At 63.5% G+C, this 16468-nt stretch carries 17 protein-coding genes; 6 read left to right on the forward strand and 11 right to left on the reverse strand.

The window, feature by feature from the left end:
* Window positions 1-39: 39 nt before the first annotated feature.
* Complete coding sequence (locus C440_RS07170; RefSeq protein WP_008319679.1) at window positions 40-282, reverse strand: DUF7533 family protein; 243 nt, start codon at window positions 280-282, stop codon at window positions 40-42.
* Window positions 283-456: 174 nt separating this feature from the next.
* Here C440_RS07170 and C440_RS07175 point away from each other — a divergent pair, with 174 nt between their 5' ends.
* Window positions 457-2283 (forward strand): SLC13 family permease, encoded by a 1827-nt coding sequence (locus C440_RS07175; RefSeq protein WP_049915503.1) that lies wholly within the window; start codon window positions 457-459, stop codon window positions 2281-2283.
* A gap of 22 nt (window positions 2284-2305) precedes the next feature.
* Here the strand turns inward: C440_RS07175 and C440_RS07180 are convergent, their stop codons facing one another.
* Window positions 2306-3067, reverse strand: a complete 762-nt coding sequence (locus tag C440_RS07180) for a DUF502 domain-containing protein (RefSeq protein WP_008319681.1) — start codon at window positions 3065-3067, stop codon at window positions 2306-2308.
* Between the two features lie 161 nt (window positions 3068-3228).
* Between C440_RS07180 and C440_RS07185 the strand changes: the two genes are divergently transcribed.
* Complete coding sequence (locus C440_RS07185) at window positions 3229-3840, forward strand: riboflavin synthase (protein WP_008319682.1); 612 nt, start codon at window positions 3229-3231, stop codon at window positions 3838-3840.
* Window positions 3841-3933: 93 nt separating this feature from the next.
* Here C440_RS07185 and C440_RS07190 read toward each other — a convergent pair whose 3' ends face one another.
* Complete coding sequence (locus tag C440_RS07190; RefSeq protein WP_008319683.1) at window positions 3934-4977, reverse strand: PrsW family intramembrane metalloprotease; 1044 nt, start codon at window positions 4975-4977, stop codon at window positions 3934-3936.
* Window positions 4978-5075: 98 nt separating this feature from the next.
* Between C440_RS07190 and C440_RS07195 the strand changes: the two genes are divergently transcribed.
* A complete protein-coding gene (locus C440_RS07195; RefSeq protein ID WP_008319684.1) occupies window positions 5076-5450 on the forward strand; it encodes a DUF7532 family protein in 375 nt (124 codons plus the stop codon).
* Window positions 5447-6853, forward strand: a complete 1407-nt coding sequence (locus C440_RS07200; RefSeq protein ID WP_008319685.1) for a DUF402 domain-containing protein — start codon at window positions 5447-5449, stop codon at window positions 6851-6853. The genes C440_RS07195 and C440_RS07200 overlap by 4 nt, the downstream gene beginning before the upstream one ends.
* Window positions 6854-7202: 349 nt before the next feature.
* Here the strand turns inward: C440_RS07200 and C440_RS07205 are convergent, their stop codons facing one another.
* The 8 genes from C440_RS07205 to C440_RS07240 form a co-directional block, all read right to left on the reverse strand.
* Window positions 7203-8252 (reverse strand): RNA-guided endonuclease InsQ/TnpB family protein, encoded by a 1050-nt coding sequence (locus tag C440_RS07205; protein ID WP_008319686.1) that lies wholly within the window; start codon window positions 8250-8252, stop codon window positions 7203-7205.
* 141 nt (window positions 8253-8393) lie between these two features.
* Window positions 8394-8726 carry a NifU family protein gene (locus tag C440_RS18050; protein ID WP_004058105.1) on the reverse strand — a complete coding sequence of 111 codons (333 nt, stop codon included), beginning with the start codon at window positions 8724-8726 and terminating at the stop codon, window positions 8394-8396.
* Window positions 8727-8846: 120 nt separating this feature from the next.
* Window positions 8847-10313, reverse strand: a complete 1467-nt coding sequence (locus C440_RS07215) for an LVIVD repeat-containing protein (RefSeq protein WP_008319687.1) — start codon at window positions 10311-10313, stop codon at window positions 8847-8849.
* A gap of 531 nt (window positions 10314-10844) precedes the next feature.
* Window positions 10845-11813 (reverse strand): ROK family protein, encoded by a 969-nt coding sequence (locus C440_RS07220; protein ID WP_008319688.1) that lies wholly within the window; start codon window positions 11811-11813, stop codon window positions 10845-10847.
* An 83-nt stretch (window positions 11814-11896) separates the two neighbouring features.
* Window positions 11897-12577 (reverse strand): TIGR00266 family protein, encoded by a 681-nt coding sequence (locus tag C440_RS07225; protein WP_008319689.1) that lies wholly within the window; start codon window positions 12575-12577, stop codon window positions 11897-11899.
* Window positions 12578-12664: 87 nt separating this feature from the next.
* A complete protein-coding gene (locus C440_RS07230; RefSeq protein ID WP_008319690.1) occupies window positions 12665-13123 on the reverse strand; it encodes a universal stress protein in 459 nt (152 codons plus the stop codon).
* A gap of 266 nt (window positions 13124-13389) precedes the next feature.
* Window positions 13390-13770, reverse strand: a complete 381-nt coding sequence (locus tag C440_RS07235; protein ID WP_008319692.1) for a DUF5611 family protein — start codon at window positions 13768-13770, stop codon at window positions 13390-13392.
* A gap of 70 nt (window positions 13771-13840) precedes the next feature.
* Entirely contained in the window at window positions 13841-14827 is a 987-nt protein-coding gene (locus tag C440_RS07240) for a DUF7093 family protein (protein ID WP_008319694.1), read from the reverse strand.
* 104 nt (window positions 14828-14931) lie between these two features.
* On the opposite strand from C440_RS07240, the gene C440_RS07245 reads away from it, so the two are divergent.
* Together C440_RS07245 and ygfZ are read left to right on the forward strand one after the other, a co-directional pair.
* The gene (locus C440_RS07245) at window positions 14932-15231 is read left to right on the forward strand and encodes a DUF6432 family protein (protein WP_008319695.1); all 300 of its coding nucleotides are present in this window, start codon (window positions 14932-14934) and stop codon (window positions 15229-15231) included.
* Window positions 15232-15335: 104 nt separating this feature from the next.
* The gene (gene ygfZ / locus C440_RS07250; protein WP_008319697.1) at window positions 15336-16451 is read left to right on the forward strand and encodes a CAF17-like 4Fe-4S cluster assembly/insertion protein YgfZ; all 1116 of its coding nucleotides are present in this window, start codon (window positions 15336-15338) and stop codon (window positions 16449-16451) included.
* Window positions 16452-16468 lie beyond the last annotated feature (17 nt).

Consider the following 16468-nt stretch of genomic DNA (forward strand, 5'->3'; position numbering starts at 1 on the left):
ACAATCGAGAGACTGCGGTCGGTCCGGAGCGGGCTGTGACTACTGCTCGTCGTCCGCGTTCTTCGTGACGCCGCCGACGACCTTTTCGGCCGCCATCGACGGCAGGTCTTGCGGTGTGGTGAGATACCGCGGGAGCGTGACCATCAGTACGGCGAGGAGCACCATTCCGCCTCCGAAGAGCATCTGCCCGTCGGCGAGGCGGTTGATGCCGTAGATGCCGACCGGGAGGGCGAAGATGAGAGTCGCACCGAGACCGACCATCTCTAAGATTCCGAGTCCCATTGCGCGTCGATAGTTGACGGGTGGACAAAAATACCGCGGCCCGTCACGAGCCGGGAGTGAGTCGGCGCCTCAAACGTTGTACCGAGAAATCGCCTGACGCGTCCGCGCTCTGTTCCACCGTCTCACGAGTCGTATTCGAGACACCGTTAAGCCGCTCCCGGGCAGACAACCCATATGGTAGCTGTCACGTCCGGCATGCTCGTGGTGTTCGCGCTCGTGGCCGTGACGATGCTTCTTTTCGTGACCGAAGTCGCGCCGCCGGACGTGACCGCAATCGGCGTCATCGTGGCGCTCGTTGTCCTCGAACCGTGGACGCAGGTTGACCTCCAGACGGGGCTGTCTGGCTTTTCGAGCGCGGCGACCATCACGATTCTCTCGATGTACGCCCTCAGCGAGGGGGTTCGCCGGACGGGAGCCATTCGACTGCTCGGCAGTGCGATTTCGCGGTTCACGAACGGAAACGAGAATCGACTGCTCGGCGCGGTCGTCGGATTGACGGGACCGATCGCCGGTATCGTCAACAACACGCCGGTCGTGGCGGTGTTCATCCCGATGGTGTCCGACCTCGCCGACCAAGCGCAGGTGTCGCCATCGAAACTCCTCATCCCGCTTTCGTACGCCTCGATGCTCGGCGGGACGCTGACGCTCATCGGCACCGCGACGAATCTCGTCGCCAGCGAGGCGTACGCCGCCACGACCGGGAACCCACCGTTTTCGATGTTCGTCTTTACGCCCCTCGGTGCGCTCGTGTTCGTCGTCGGTTCGGTCTACCTGTTGGTCGTCGCTCCGCGGCTCCTTCCCGAACGAATCGAACCGGGGAACCGAACGGCGAACTACGGCGTCGAACCGTTTCTCGCCCGCGTGCTCGTGACGTCGCGGTCGCCACTCGTCGGCGCCCCGGTCAAGGAAGTCGCAGACGACACTCACCGCGACCTCAACGCCAACATTCTCGACGTGCTCCGCGGCGGCGAACACTTCATCGCAACCGACTCCGACAGAGAGGTTGCGGCGCGGGACATCCTCACCGTCCGTGGCGACCCCGCGACCATCCGCCAGTTTTGCGACCTCGCCGACCTGCGATTTCTTCCGCGGGCGTCCGTCACCGACGCCGAACTCGACAACCCCGAGCGCGTGGCACTCGTCGAACTGGTCGTCCCGAGGGAATCGGGTCTCGTCGGCGACACTATCGGCGGCGCGCGCCTGCGCGAGCGATACGATGCGACGGTCCTCGCAGTGCGCCGACGCGGCGGCGACCTCGTCCGCGAACACTTCCAAGACATCGAACTCAGCGTCGGTGACTCGTTGCTCTTACAGACGACAGAAGAGACGGCGCAGTATCTCCGAGACAGCGGCGATTTCGTCGTGACGAGCGAAGTCTCCGAGCGAGTCATGGAGCAAAACGGGTCGCTGTCGCCGACGACGGGCCGAGCGTTCGGCATCGTCGCGGCGGTCATCGCACTGGCGGCGCTCGGCATCGTCCCCATCGCAATCGCCGCGCTCGGCGGCGTCGCGGCGATGGTTTCGACCGGTTGTCTCTCGACGAGCGACGCCTACGACGCGGTGAGTTGGAACGTCATCTTCCTCCTCGCGGGAGTGATTCCGCTCGGGCGCGCGCTCCAGTTGACCGGTGGAGTCGGCCTCATCGCAGACGCACTCGGCGTCGTCACCCCTCTTCTGCCCGCAATCGCCGTTATCGGCGCGTTCTACCTACTGACGGGGCTGTTAGCGAACGTCATCACGCCCGTCGCCAGCGTCGTCCTCATTCTTCCCGTCGCCATCGACACGGCGCTCAGACTCGGCGCGGACCCGTTCGGCTTTGCCATCGCCGTCACCTTCGGCGGGAGCACGGCCTTCATGACCCCAATCGGCTACCAGACGAATCTCATGGTTTACGGACCGGGTGGCTACCGATTCACCGATTATCTCCGCGTCGGCGCGCCGCTCCAACTTCTCCTGACGGTGGTGACGTCGGTCGGAATCACGCTCCTGTGGGGAATCTAAACGGGTCGCGCCGCGAAGACGGTCACTCGGCGTGCGCCTCGTCGTCGGCGGGTCGGTCTGTCTCGTTTCCGGGTCTGTCTCTCTTGTCGGCGTGGGTCTCGTCGGACCCGACCGAGTTCGACGGCGAGTACGCCGCCGGACCCGACGGGAGCGTTTCGGGGTCATCGACACTCAGTCCGGTGGTGACGAGAAGACGCAGGCCGCGGCGGACCGGCATGTCGAGTTCGCGGATTTCGTCGTCGGAGACCATGATGAGCGCCCCGGCGGTCGGGTTCGGACTGTGCGGGACGAACACCGTGTAGAGCGTCTCCTCGGTCGCCTCAGACACCACTGTGGGTGCTTCGTTGGTGACGAATCCGATGGAGTGCAGTCCATCGCGCGGGTACTCGACGAGGACGACTCGGTCGTAGCCGGCGGTGGGTTCGGTGAGCGACTCGGAGACTTGCCGGACGCCGAAGTAAATCGTTCGGACGAGCGGGAGCAGGCGGACGCCGCGCTCGAAACTCCCGAAGAGTCGCTGGCCGAGACTTATCGACGCGAGGTAGCCGAGAAGCGAGATTGCCGCCGCGATGGTGAGCGCCGCCAAGACCTGCGAGACGAGGGCGATGTCGCCCGAGTAATTGAGCGCGCCGGCGAGAAACGGCGTAATCTGGCGAACTAGCGGGCGCAACGTCGCCGTGGTTCGATTGAAGGCAAACTGAAGGACGAACAGCGTCACGGCGAGGGGCGCAACGAGAATCAACCCAGTCACGAAACTGCTCTGAAGCCGTGAGAGAACGTCCATACGGTCTCTGCGGTCGATAAGGGTAAAATTGTATTGACGAGGTAACATGGTTCACACGGTGGCGGTCGCAAGGTGAGACCGCACCCGGCCAAGTCCATCACGGAAACGTGATTACAAACAGAAACGAGAATCATTAAGTTGCGTCTCCCGAAGCGGTTGGTATGTTCACTGGAATCGTGGAAGGGGCGGGCGAAATCGTCGAGGTTACCGACACCGACGGCGGCCGCCGCCTCCGCATTCAGACGGACCTCGCGTTCGACGACCTCCACCACGGGCAATCGATTGCCGTCTCCGGCGTCTGCCTGACCGTCGAGGAGTTCGGACCCGATTGGTTCGACGTCTTCCTCGCGGCCGAGACCGTCGAAAAGACCTACCTCGGCGAGGTTGCGGCGGGTGACCGAGTCAATCTCGAACGTGCGCTCGCGGCCGACGGCCGCTTCGACGGCCACATCGTACAGGGCCACGTCGATGGAACGACGACGGTCAGAAACGTCGAACGAGTCGGCGACGACTGGTTCTTCGAGTTCAACCTCCCCGAGTCGCTTTCGACGTACGTCGTCCAGAAGGGGTCTGTCTGTCTCGACGGCATCAGCCTCACCGTCGCCGACCGCCGCGAGGACTCCTTTACGGTGGCTATCATCCCGACGACCTACGACCTGACGACGCTCTCCGAGAAAGACGTCGGCGACGCAGTTCACGTCGAAGTCGATGTGATAGCGAAGTACGTCGAGTCGATGCTCGACGGCTACGCGGAGCAGTTGCTCGCGGAGTAGCGTCGAACCGAACGAAGGCGTGTTCGAAACGAGTCCGCGTTCGGGTCGGCGGAGGTAGGAGTCGAGGCCGAAGTCGGGTTCAAACTCGCGCAGTTAGTCTTCGAACTCGGTCCGTTCGGACGTGAACGCCGCCGCGCTCGGGCCGTTGTCGTGGGCGTCGTGGTACGCCTTGCTGTAGCGCCGAAGTTTTCCGATGAGGTACAGTCCGAAGATGCCGTCGTAGATGATGACGTAGACGAGGAACGACGGCAACTCGCCGAGTCCGGTCAGTCCCGCGATTGCGACCGTTCCGAGGCCGGCGGTCGTATTGTACGTCGCGTGGACGAGCGCCGCGAGGAGCAGACCCTTGATGACGATTGGCCCGGCGTTTTCTTGATTGAACTTGGCGAGACCGAGGTAGTAGCCCGCGATGGCCGAGTAGATGACGTGGCCCGGCCCGGCGAGCGCACGAATCGCCGTAATCGTGCCGCCGGCGGTGATGATTCCGAGACCGCTCCCGACGCCGACGTCGAGTCCAGACGCTTGGAGGTTTCGGGTGATGAACAGGGCGTTTTCGATGGTCGCAAAGCCAAGCCCGGCCATTGCGCCGTAGACCGCGCCGTCGATGACGGCGTTGAAACTGTCGTGCGTGTAGGCGTAGAGCCGGACGGCGAGTAGTTTCACGACTTCTTCGACCGGACCGACGACGAGGTAGAAGAAGATAACCGACCCGAGGAAGCCGATAGAAAGCGATAGCTCGCCGGCGATTTGCTGGCCGAGGCTACTGAGTACCGAGTTGAGGACGGCCGCGAACGTGGCTGTCAGGACGCCGAGGAGGAACGTCACGACGAGTAACCAAAGCGGTTCGTTGTCGGTGACGTCGGTGTAGTAGACGTAGCCCGCGAGACCGAGCGCCGGAAGCGCAGAAAGAAGCGTGAGAAGTCCGACCTGCGGGTCGGTGATAGCCGACAGGCCGCCGATACCGGCCAAGATGAGAAACGCGGTGAGGATAATCACGGCCCGGGACGAAACGTGTAACAGCCAGTGGAACGCGACCACGAGTCCGTCCACGGAGGTTCGTTCCTCCCACGTTGCGATGTCGTAGAGGTCCGTCTCCCCGTCTGCGGCGCGTTCGACCGGGTCTTGTCTCCGTTTCATTGCGTGAAAGAGAGAATTCCCGTCGGGTAATACCTTCGCCCCGGAGCGTCGTCGCGCCCGACCGAGCGAAGTTAAACCCTCGACTCCGAAGGGCGCGTATGCACTTCGACCCCCGCGAACAGGCGGCGCTCCGCGAGGTCGGCCTCGACACCGACGACCTCCGGGCCGCGTCGGACCTCGTGAGCGACGCAGTCGAATCGGACGCCGAGCAACTCGAACGGTTCTTCGGCGACGGCGGCAGGTTCTACTCCGACATGGAGATGGCCCACAGCGCCACCGACGTACAGGAACACGACGTAGACCACGTGGACCTCTACACGCACGGCGCGTCCCTCCGCGGCTACCTCAAATTCGACTCGTGGGGCGTCCCCATCGAGGGCGGCCGAGTCCTCTCCGACGACGTCGTCGAACTCTCGCTTGGGCCGACCGTCGAGGCGCGCGTGAAGTTCGCCCGCGACCCCGACGACCTATGAAGGTCCGCGTCCGCGGCATCTACACGACCGCACTGACGCGGGTGTTCCTCGACGCCGGCCACGACGTGGTGCAGGCGTCTCCGCCGATTCAGGAGCGATTCGACGCCGAGTTCGACTCGTCGGACCACGACGTGTCCGTCGAAACCACGCGAAACCGACAGGGTGTTGGCGTCACGGGAACGTCCGACGCGGTCGCCACTGCGACCGACGAACTGTGTGCCCTCGGTATCGACACCTTCGCGTGGGACGACCCGGCACCCAAAGGGGCAGTGTTCGACGCCCGTGTGACAGAGACCCTCGGCGGCGGTGCCGTCTGCGACCTCGGTGAGACAGACGGCTACCTCTCCTACGGCGACATCGACGGTCGCGTCGAGGTCGGCGACGAGGTTCGTGTCCAAGTGTCCGGGTCGGCCCCGCCGTGGGCCTCGCGCCGCGCCGAACTCACGGGCGACATCCGCGCCATCGCCGGTCTCGCCACGCTCGAACCTGACACCGAAGGCGTCCGCGTCGATACGCGAGACGAGGCCGCGGCCCGCGAACTCGCCGGGATGACCGACTTGCTCGGCGGCGACCCGCCCGACGGGTGGGGCATCCGCTGGCACAGAGATGCCGTTGACGCGGACATGGGCGCGCTGAACGACGCCCTCGACCGCGCCGCCGAAGTGGCCGCCGAACTCGACGCGGTCTTCGATGACCCGGTAGACGCGCCCCGCGCGGTCGCCGCACCGACGGCGGCGAACTGGGTCTGGTTCGGCCGCGAAACCCGGTTCGAACTCGACGAGTACCGCCGGGCCGTCGAGACGACGATGCCCGGACACCACCGGACGAAGGCCGCGTCTCCCAAGGCCTCCGCGGGTGTCGACCTCGCGGAGGCGCTCTGTGCCTCGGTCGGCGACGGCGAGTTCCCGTTTGACGTGGTCACTGCGCAGTTCGGTCCGCTCGACGGCGACGACGTGAAGATCGGCCACGGAAAGCCCGACGGCCGGCTCATCACGCTCGGGTCGGGCGAGGTAGCCGAGTACGACCCCGAAGGCACCATCGAGGTTCGCCGGGGAATGACCGGCGGCGGCACCTACGACGCCCTTGGCGTCGACCGCGAGTCGGGAGACGTAGCGGTCACGAAGTTCCGCGAAGGGCGCTGGTGGTATCCGACCGTCTACCGAAGTTCGGAAGGCGAGGTGAAGGGGACTTACGTCAACATCTGTACCCCGGTGGAGTGCTTCCCGGACCAGATTCGCTACATCGACCTCCACGTCGACGTGGTGAAACACACCGACGGGACCGTCGAACGCGTCGATGACGACGAGTTAGACGAAGCGGTCGAAGCCGGACATATCTCGGCGGAACTCGCGGAGAAAGCGCGGTCGGTCGCGTCGAGTCTGGAGTCGGCGCTGGCGGAGTAGTTCGACTACGCTGTGTGACCCTCTCCACGACCGAGTGAGATGCAGTTCGAGCCAACGGATACTGGCCGAAGTGGGTGGTGCGGAGAAGTTGGTGAAGTAGGCGAATTGACATCCTCCCCGCCCTAAAGGGCGAGGATTCCACGAAGTGGATATTCAGGTTGCGCGTTTCCTCGGGGTTCAAGTACGCTTTCGCGTGACCCGTCGAAGGTTGCCACCGAGTTGTGACCAACGGTGTGCGTTACAGCGCGTGTAGCCCTGTCAATGGGGCCTTCCTCCCCGCATACAGCGGGCGTCAACGACGGCTGGCTATTCAACCAGCGAGGTAGCACGGTTCGCCTCACCTGAAGTGTTAGGCCGTGCATGGTTCACCCTCCCGTTGTGCGATATTCTCAGAAGCGTTCAGGTCGGCGTGGCGTCCCCGACCGCACTCCGAACACCAAAAGTGGTCGCCATCACGAGTTCCCATTGAACCACACGCGGAACATCGCTGACTGGTATGGTAGGCGTCAACCTTCTCGACGCGAATACCAGAGTGTTCGGCTTTGTACGTGATGAACTGTTGGAGTTGGTGGAAGTGCCACGAGTGGACACCCGACCACGAACTGTTCTCGCGGATACCTTCGAGGTCTTCGATTCGAATGACGGGGTTCTCGAATTGTTCCGCGAACGTGATGAGACGACGGGAGAGTTTGTGGTTCAAGTCCTTAATCCGACGCTGTTCTTTGTCACCCACCCGGTTACGTGCGCGAAGCGCACCCGCTTCTGATAGCGAATTGCGTAGGGAACGATATTTGCGTCGAACGAACTTCGCCTCACCACCTGCAACCAGCATCGACTCGTCCTCACCGCAGGCCGTCACAGCGAGGATGTGCCGTTCACCAATATCGACACCAATGGGTGTCTCACCCGACGTGTCAGCGTCGTACTCGATGTTGAACGTACAGAACCAGTCGTTACCACGGCGGTACACCTGTAGCCGTGTCTTCTTTGCGTCACCCTCGACCAGTCGGTCAACAGGGTCGGCAATGTCGTCGTACACTTCGATAGGAGTGTACCACCATTGAGAGACGCATGGGAAGCCGACGACGACCGTGCCGTTCTCGGTCGTGTCGATTTCCCAGTTCTGGTTGTTGACGGCGAATGGTTGGCTCTCTCGGTATCGAACTTCTCCATCCTTGTTGTGGTCAGATTTCGCCTCTCGGATGGCTTGGTTCTGGATGGCCGAGTAGAGGTCGTTGTCAATGCTGGCTGTGGTCACGGACTTGCCGAAGTCGTCGTTCTCCCATCCGTCGATGCAGAATTGTTTGGTGTCACGGTAGAGGCGAGAGGCGTGTTGCCACTCTTTGCGCCGTGAGAGGGAGGGGTTGTGGAACTTCGCGGTGACAGACACCGTGACCATTACATTTGTAATTATGTATGGTTTCTTAAGTATCTGTTGGAATATCAGGCCGTGCTATAGCCGGTGGGCTGTGTAGTCGATTGTCGGATTCATCCCCGCCCTGAAGGGCGGGGCTTTCTCCTTGCACTTCTGTAAAGCTGGTTAGAAATGCCCAGGGCCTTCGTCGCCGTACTGTAACTCGCCGCCGCGACCGCCTTCGACGGTACTGCTCCCGTGGTCGCCCGAACTGGGGACTTTGACCTGTACGTCGGTTATCTCGTCGAACGTCATGATGAGGTCCGACTGAATGTTCTGGGCAGTGATGTTGGAGATGCCACATCCGGCGCAGGCACCGCCGAGTTCGACGACGACCTCCCCGGACTCGGCATCGGCCTTGCGTACGACGCTGTTGCCGCCGTGCATCTGGATGATGGGCATCTGGCCGACCATCCACGTCTCGACGCGCTCTTTGAGGCTCTCCGACTCGTCGCTCATGTTCAGAGGCTTCGGTACCCACGTATGAGAATGAAACGGTTCTCACCACGCGCGAACGGACGAGAGAAAGGCTGTCCCGGTCGTTCATGATAGACTTGTCGGGCGCGACACCAATCACCCTCACTCGCTCCGGCGACGTTTTCGAGACCACCACGTAGCGACGCCGAGAACCGTGATTCCGACTTCGAGACCGAAGCCCGGCGCGTCGGTCGCCGACGTTCGTTCGGGTGTCGATGAGGCGGTTACCTCGGCCGTCGGTACGGCGTTCGTGTCGGCCGTCGTCGAGGCGTTCGACCCGGTTTCCGGGGCAGAACCGAGCGTCGGCGGGTTACGTTGCTCGCCGTCGTGGTCGGGAAACGTGTAGAGCGCGGCCGCGTTGTCGCCGACGCCCCAACTCGACGCGACGAAGACACCCTCGTCGGCGAACGGATAGGCGTACTGCGCGGTCCAAAAGCTCGCGCGGTCGGGGTCGCGCCACCACGCGAGTTCCACCGGGTCAGACGGGTTCGACACGTCGTGGCGTTTCACGCCGCCGCGGTACCACGAGGTGTAGAGCGTCCCGTCGTGGAAATCGAAGTTGTGCGCCGTCGTCCAGACGCCCTCGACCGTCGGGTCGGGGCTCGCGGGCGGGTCGATAGTCGAACGCTGGGTCGGGTTCGTCGGGTCCGAAATATCCCAGAGTTCGACCCCGCTCGGCCCGCCGGCGAGCGCCGCCGTTCCGTCGTCGTTCTCGGTTTCGATTGCCCACGACTCGATGCCGACGCCGAGGAGGTCGCCGCTGTCGTCGGTTGCGACGTAGTGGTGGTTGCCGGGCGGCGTCCGGCTTTCGAAGTGGCGCTGGCGAACTGAGAGTTCCGAGAGTTCGGCGGGGTCGCCGGGGGAGACCGACCCGAGGACCGACGGTGTCTTGGGGTCCGAAACGTCCACGAGCCACGTGCCAGCGTCCCAGAGAGCGATGTGCGCAACTCCGTCTTGGACCCACACGTCGTGGACAGATCGGACTGCCGTCGGCACGTCGGCCCAGCGCTCGTCGGCCGAGACGACGGACCAGTGGCCGAGTTCGTCGCCGGTTTCGATGTCGAGGATGACAAGCGGGTTTTCGTCGCCATCGTTGGCGGTGAGGTATGCCCGGCCGTCGTCGGCGACGCAGTTGTGGATGGGGAACTCCGTCTCGTAGAAGGCTTGTCGTTCGGGGGCGGCCGGGTCGGAGATATCGACGACGAGCACGCCGGCAACAGCGCCGGGACGCGGGTTGGCCGGGCCGACAACGAGGAGCGTGTCCCCGTCCAGTTTCACGTCATAGATGCCGCGGAGCGGCCCGTCCTCACGGTCCGCGAGCAAGTCGCGTCTGTCGGCGAGAACGCGTGGCCGGTCCGGCGTTGATATATCGACCGTCGCATAGCCGGTCGTCGCGGCGACGGCGACCGTGTTGCCGTCGGACGAGATGACTGCCTCTTTCGCGCCGTCGATGGCGACGCGGCCGAGCGGTTCGAACGGGCCGGGATGCGCGGTAGCGGTCTGAGAAGCGCCGATGCTTCCTGCGAAGATAGTTGCACCGGTGGTACGGAGGAACTGACGACGGTCCACGGCTTCCCTCCGGGGCGAAAGGAGAAAAATTGGACGGCGTCGGCTACACACGCGACGACGGCCACGGCGGCGACCGAACCAGCAGTGTCACTTGGGAGGCTGTGAGGTCATTGAGAAGTGAAACGACGCCGAGGGACGTGGTGGGTGGGTGGGTGTGGGTGGGTGGTCCCGTCAGCGTCGAACGGTCGGCAGTGGTGGTGGGGATGCCGACCGAGTCCCGTTCCAGGCTTCCGGTGGAACGCCCGTGCACCATGTGGTTCGGCGGGAACGGGGAAACGCCGACCGGCGCGCCGAGTGTGTCGGCGTCGTCGGGTGCACGTCATCGACTTTTTCGAGGGAGGTTATAAGACTGCGCCACCGAGTATCAAATGGGATAATTGAGGGGCCTTCGGTCGAAACGGCAGACGAGTGTGCGGAATCGCGGTTCGGGGGCGATATTCGTCGCCTGGCCCATGCCGATATCGGCGTCGCTATCGGTCGTGAAACCACATCCGAGAATCGAGTATCCGGTTCTGACCGGGCCGGCCGGGGTTACAGACGCGAGCGGTCGCCGGTACCGCCGGTCATCGCGCTGGCGAGCGCGCCTTCGACGACGACCTCGTCGCCGAGCGTCGTCAGTTGAATCTCGGGGATGTTCGACATGACCATGTCGCCCATCTGTGCGCGGATCGGGTCCAATACGAGGTCCGGATTGTTGAGCGCGACCGCGCCACCGACGTAGATAATGAGCGGGGCATACGCGTGGACGATGTTGGCGACACCCATCGCGTTCCAGTGGCCCAGTTGGCTGATGACGTGGTCTGCGAAGTCGTCGCGTCCGGCGTGTTCGAACACGTCCACCGCAGAAAAGTCGGGGTCTTCGACCGGCAACGACGTTTCGACTGGGTCTTCTTCGTGGAGTTCGCGGGCGTATTTCGGGATGTTGTTCCCGGAGCAGTAGCCCTCCCAGTGACCGTCGTGACCGCATCCACACGTCATGAATCCGTGCGGGTCGAGTGTCATGTGACCGACTTCGCCGGCGTTTCCGTCCCATCCGTCGATGATGTGCCCATCGACACAGACGCCCGCGCCGATACCCGAGGAGATAGTGAGATACACCATGTCATCGGGGTTTCGGTCCGAGTGGAACCGTTCGCCGATGACGCCAGCGTTCGTGTCGTTGTGGAGGTACACGTCGTCCGTGTCGAGAAGGACGGAAAGCGGGCCGGTGAGCGGGATTCGGTCGATAGTGTCGGGGAGGTTCGCCGGGTTCTCGACCGCACCCTCCGCTAAGTCGAGTGGACCAATCGCGCCGATGCCAGCGGCGGTCGCGTCGCTCGGGTCGATACCGGCTTCGTCGCACGCCTCGCGGACGACGCCGAGGACTGCTTCGGTAACTGCGATACCTGTCGGGCCGTGTGGAGTCTGAGCGCGGGACTGCCCGAGGACCGTTCCCGTGTCGTCGGCAACCACCGAACGGACGTTCGTCGCCCCCAGATCGACGCCCACGTAGTACGCCATTAGTCCAATAGGGATGCGCCCCACACTTAACTGAGCGGGATTTGGTGCAGATTTACTCGTGAGTCAGTAACGGTTGGGGACCGTCACTGCGAAGGGGAGTTCGACGGCAACTGCGGGATGAGCCACGACAGGAACGCGTCCATACTGCGAGACTGCAACCAGACCGTTCCCGGACCGGTGAAGGTACAGACGAGTCCCTCACCGCTGAACAGAGTCGATTTGAGACCGCCGACGCGTTCGACCGAGAAATCGGTCGTTCCGTCGAACGCGACGATGTGGCCGGTATCGACCGTGTAGCGCTCTCCGGCGTCGAGTTCGACTTCGTGAATCGCGCCGTAACTCGACAGGAAACTGTCGCCGGTTCCCTCCAATTTCAGAAGGAACAGGCCCTCGCTTCCGAAGAACGTCTTCGCGCCGCCGAAGGAGGTATCGAGGTCGAGTTCGACGTCGGAGGCGAGATACGACCCAGACTGCACGAACAGTGTCTCGTCTTCGAGTCGCTGGTGAACGACGTCGCCGGGAAGCGGCGGCGCGAACGAAACGTCACCGGCGGTCGTCGCCGTGAACGTGTTTTGGAAGAACGACTCGCCGCCGAGGACGCTCCGCTTGAGCGACCCGAGCAAGCCGCCCTTGGCGCTCGTTTCGATGTCGATACCGTCGGCGTAGCTGACCATCGCGCCCGCTTCCGAGCGAATCGATTCGCCCGCGTCGAGCGAGACGGTAAGCAGTGCGAACGACGGACGGTACTCGATAGAGTGGTCCATGGTAACAACAACGGCGTCCGAAGACATGTAACTGACTGAGAATAGTGTTATCAGCAGTCAGTTGTCGTTCCGGCGACGCGAGCGGCGTTATTTGGTGTCCGCGCGGACGAAGGTGACGGGACACGGAGATTCGAGCATCACTTCCTGTGCGAGGCTTCCGAACACGGCTTTACCGGTGGGTGAGCGCTTCCGCCCGCCGACGAGGAGTCGGTCGGCGTCAACGTCGCCCGCGAGTTCCACGAGTTTTTCGCCGTGGTCCCCGACCGGACCGCGAATTTCGTAGCTGACGCCCGCATCGTCGAACCTGCTGACGAGTTCCCGAACGATAGAATGTCGGCGCGCGACGTCGTCACCGGAGACCTCCTCGGCTGTGATGTCGAAATCGAGGTTGTCGAGCGCGTCGTTGTACTCGGCTTTTGTGAAGACGTGGCCGATGACGACCGTCGCACCGGTCGGTCCCGCGATGTCGATGGTCTCTTCGGCGAGTCTGTCGAGTCGCTTCGCATCGTTCGCCCCGACGGCGAGCAAGATAGTTTCGATAGCCATACCACTCAGTTCGCTCCCGTCTCACTTAATCGTGCCGGAGATTTTTACTCGTATTCGAAATAAAACTCTAGCTGGTGCTGGTAACAGTTGCTCGCAAGCAGTGTGTCGCATGGTAGCAGTATGTATATTCCGCCGGATTCGACGTTGGACGGGCAGTCGGGCGGTCGGGCGGTCGGGCAGTCAGGCGGTCGAGTCACCGAATCGCAGGCGACGCCACTAGAACGTTCAGCGAGCGCAAGAAAGCCGAATTTCACTACGGGGCGTCTTCAGAAGTCCGGCGAATCGTCTTCGACCGCTCGCTTCATCGAGTTACGGCGCGACTTCGCGTCGCGGCCCGTCGCTTCGAGCAGGAAGTCGTTTTTCGCGCTGACCGCCTCACCGGCGGCTTCGAGGTCCTCGGTGTCGAGGTCCGTCGGGTCTGCTTCTTCGAAGTTGACCGCGAGTTTGTCCTTCTTCCCGCTGTATTTCACCGCACCGGCGACGACCCGCTTGAACACCGGGTTCTTTGGCTCGCCGACGACGAACAGGTCGCTTCCTTTGTACTCCTCGGTCTCAGTAATCGGACCGAAGTAGTCCTCGACGGTCGCTTCCATGTCGGGAATTCGCTCTTCGAGCGTCTCCCCACGACGCATCTTGTACTCCTTCATGGACGCCTTTTCGACAGGGGATGGTTTACCTGTTTCGTGACTCTACAACGCCTGCGAGGGCGTGGCGCGGTCAGGACTCTCGCTCTGCGATGTACCCTTTTTTACACTCGGGGCAGATGTCGCCCGCGCGCATCGACGACGCCGACGCGCCGCGCGCGTGCCCGCAATTGGGACAGTAGTATTCGATGGCCTCGTCCGGCGCCTCGCTCGCCACGTTCGACTCGTCCGCGCGGACGAAGTCGTCGTCGCTCTCGGCTTCGATGTACTGCCCGTTCGTCTCGGGCGACGGCGAACTGTTGCCTTCGGGCGTCAGCCCGCCACCGAAGGAGACCGAGACGGGTTCGCCATCGTCCGGCTCTGCGTTCCAGCCTTCGTCTTCGCCCGGTGCCTCCGGCCACGCGCCGCGCTTGCGAGTTTGCTCGGGGGCCGCGTCCGCGTCCGCATCCGTGCCTGCGTCGGCGTCGTTGGCCTCTGCGTCCGCATCGATGAACTCCGCGTCGTCGCCATCGACTGGCGTCTCGGGCATCGGGTCGTCGGTTTCGACCTCGTCAACCTCGTCGGGCCACTGCGTCCGGTCGCGCGCGGCCGGTTCCTCGTCGTCGTCATCGAGGATGATTGCGTCGTCGGTGACCGACGGCGCATCGACGCTGTCCGGGCCGTCGCGTTCGGCCGTTTCATCGACTGCCGGGTGGTCCGGCGCAGGTTGCGCGTCGGCGTCCGCGCTCGCACCAGCGTCCGCGCTCGCTTCGGCTTCGGTCTCCGGGTCCGGCGCGGTTTCGATATCTGGCGCACCGGTATCTTCAGCGCCCGGTTGCGGATTCGCGGGTTCGAATCCCGCCGCCGCGGTCTCGGCTTCGCCCTCCGTCATCCCGACTTCTTCGGGCGTTCGGATGGCGGTCACCTCCTTGTTCTCGCTGATTACCTGTTCGTGTCCGCATCGCGCGCAGACTTGGAGTTCTCGAATCGACACGACCACCTCGTCGCCGCGTTCCTCGCGCTCCCGTTCCGTCTCGGAGTCTCCGTAGGAGTGCCCGAGAAGACGGCAAGTAAGTCCCATTACGCGAGGATTCCGGGATTCGGGAACAAAAAGGTACCCCCTGCCTGTCGGACATCCGTCAGACGGGCGGTACAGGTAAACAGGAGGCGAACGATGTGTCGGCTATGAGAGCGAGGCGGGAGTTCCGGAACCGCCGCGACATCGAGGTCGCGGTGCTCGACGCGCTCGTCGATCGCCACGACGAGGGAATGACCGTGTTCGAACTCCGTGCCGCGGTCGATGCCGATATCGACACCATCGAAGCGGCGCTGTCGGCGCTCAAAGACGAGAACCTCATCGTGGTCGAAGAATCGCAAACACGGGTGCTCATCTACCCCGACGAACGCGTCGTTCCGGACCCCAGCGAAGCAATGGAAGACGACGAGTCGCTGTTAGACCGACTTCGTGGCCGGCTCGGGCTGTAACACGCTGAGTCGGATTCGACACCACCCACGAGACGCCCGCGCGAAACCGGGTGTCTCGACCGCGAGTGGGAGGGTTTTACGCGCTGAAATCGAAACGGGGAGTAATGACACTCGTCGCCGACATCCACGAGTCTCACGGTGCGACGTTCGAGACGCGCGGCGGAGTCGAAGTCGTAAGCAACTACGGTCGCCCCGAGCGGACCCACCGCGCCGTCAGAAACGGCGTCGGCGTCATCGAACACGGCTACGGCGTCGTCGCAGTCGAGGGCGAAGACCGAATCGAGTACGTCGATAACGCCGTGACGAACGCCGTCCCGAGCGATGACGGCCGCGGCGTCTACACCCTTCTTCTCGACCCCGACGGGCGCATCCAGACGGACATGTACGTCTACAACGCCGGCGAGCGACTCCTCTTGTTTACGCCGCCGAACCGCGCTGAGTCGCTCGTCGAGGAGTGGCGTTCGAAGACGTTCCTCCAGCGCGTCCGCATCCGCGACGCCTCCGAGGAGTTCGGCGTCTTCGGCGTCCACGGCCCGCAATCGACCGAGAAGGTGGCGAGCGTCCTCTCCGGTGCGGGCGCGCCGGAACCCGCATTGTCCTTCGTTCGCGGCTCTATCGGCGGCGAACTCGGCGTGACGGTCGTCGCCTCCGACAACCCGACCGGCGAGGAAGGCTACGACATCATCTGCCGCGCGAACGACGCCGAAGACGTGTTCGAAGCGCTTCTCTTGTACGGTAACCCGTCGATTCCGGTCGGCTATCAGACGTGGGACAGCCTCACCGCAGAGGCCGGGACGCCGCTTTTCGAGACGGAACTGCGCGGCAACATCCCGAACGTCGTCGGCGTCCGCAACGCAATCGACTTCGACAAGGGCTGTTTCGTCGGTCAAGAAGTCGTCTCGAAGGTCGAAAACCGCGGCCGACCCTCGCGCCGTCTCGTCGGCTTCCGCGCCGACACCCACTCGGACGCGAATTCCGGTGTGCGCCCGGCGACGGGGGCCGAGGTGTTCGCCGACGGCAACGCCATCGGGAACGTCACCCGAGCCGTCTTCTCACCAGTCGTCGAATCGACCATCGGCTTCGCGTTCGTTCCGTACGACCTCGATACCGACGACCTCGAAGTCGCCGTCGATGGCGAGCGAATTCCGGCAACTCGTGAGTCGCTTCCGTTCGTCGAAGGGAGCGCCCGTTCGGCGCGCATGCCGTCGTATGTAGAGTAACGGCCGTTTTGGCGAGG

Source organism: Haloferax mucosum ATCC BAA-1512 (assembly GCF_000337815.1).
Lineage (GTDB): Archaea > Halobacteriota > Halobacteria > Halobacteriales > Haloferacaceae > Haloferax > Haloferax mucosum.

Bases quoted from the DNA above. Each gene is read 5' to 3' on its own strand.
- C440_RS07245 (WP_008319695.1), top strand. From the start codon at position 14,932: ATGAGAGCGAGGCGGGAGTTCCGGAACCGCCGCGACATCGAGGTCGCG.
- C440_RS07205 (WP_008319686.1), bottom strand. From the start codon at position 8,252: ATGGTCACGGTGTCTGTCACCGCGAAGTTCCACAACCCCTCCCTCTCA.
- C440_RS07185 (WP_008319682.1), top strand. From the start codon at position 3,229: ATGTTCACTGGAATCGTGGAAGGGGCGGGCGAAATCGTCGAGGTTACC.
- C440_RS07230 (WP_008319690.1), bottom strand. From the start codon at position 13,123: ATGGCTATCGAAACTATCTTGCTCGCCGTCGGGGCGAACGATGCGAAG.
- C440_RS07235 (WP_008319692.1), bottom strand. From the start codon at position 13,770: ATGAAGGAGTACAAGATGCGTCGTGGGGAGACGCTCGAAGAGCGAATT.
- C440_RS07190 (WP_008319683.1), bottom strand. From the start codon at position 4,977: ATGAAACGGAGACAAGACCCGGTCGAACGCGCCGCAGACGGGGAGACG.
- C440_RS07240 (WP_008319694.1), bottom strand. From the start codon at position 14,827: ATGGGACTTACTTGCCGTCTTCTCGGGCACTCCTACGGAGACTCCGAG.
- C440_RS07220 (WP_008319688.1), bottom strand. From the start codon at position 11,813: ATGGCGTACTACGTGGGCGTCGATCTGGGGGCGACGAACGTCCGTTCG.
- ygfZ (WP_008319697.1), top strand. From the start codon at position 15,336: ATGACACTCGTCGCCGACATCCACGAGTCTCACGGTGCGACGTTCGAG.
- C440_RS07225 (WP_008319689.1), bottom strand. From the start codon at position 12,577: ATGGACCACTCTATCGAGTACCGTCCGTCGTTCGCACTGCTTACCGTC.
- C440_RS18050 (WP_004058105.1), bottom strand. From the start codon at position 8,726: ATGAGCGACGAGTCGGAGAGCCTCAAAGAGCGCGTCGAGACGTGGATG.
- C440_RS07175 (WP_049915503.1), top strand. From the start codon at position 457: ATGGTAGCTGTCACGTCCGGCATGCTCGTGGTGTTCGCGCTCGTGGCC.
- C440_RS07170 (WP_008319679.1), bottom strand. From the start codon at position 282: ATGGGACTCGGAATCTTAGAGATGGTCGGTCTCGGTGCGACTCTCATC.
- C440_RS07180 (WP_008319681.1), bottom strand. From the start codon at position 3,067: ATGGACGTTCTCTCACGGCTTCAGAGCAGTTTCGTGACTGGGTTGATT.
- C440_RS07195 (WP_008319684.1), top strand. From the start codon at position 5,076: ATGCACTTCGACCCCCGCGAACAGGCGGCGCTCCGCGAGGTCGGCCTC.
- C440_RS07200 (WP_008319685.1), top strand. From the start codon at position 5,447: ATGAAGGTCCGCGTCCGCGGCATCTACACGACCGCACTGACGCGGGTG.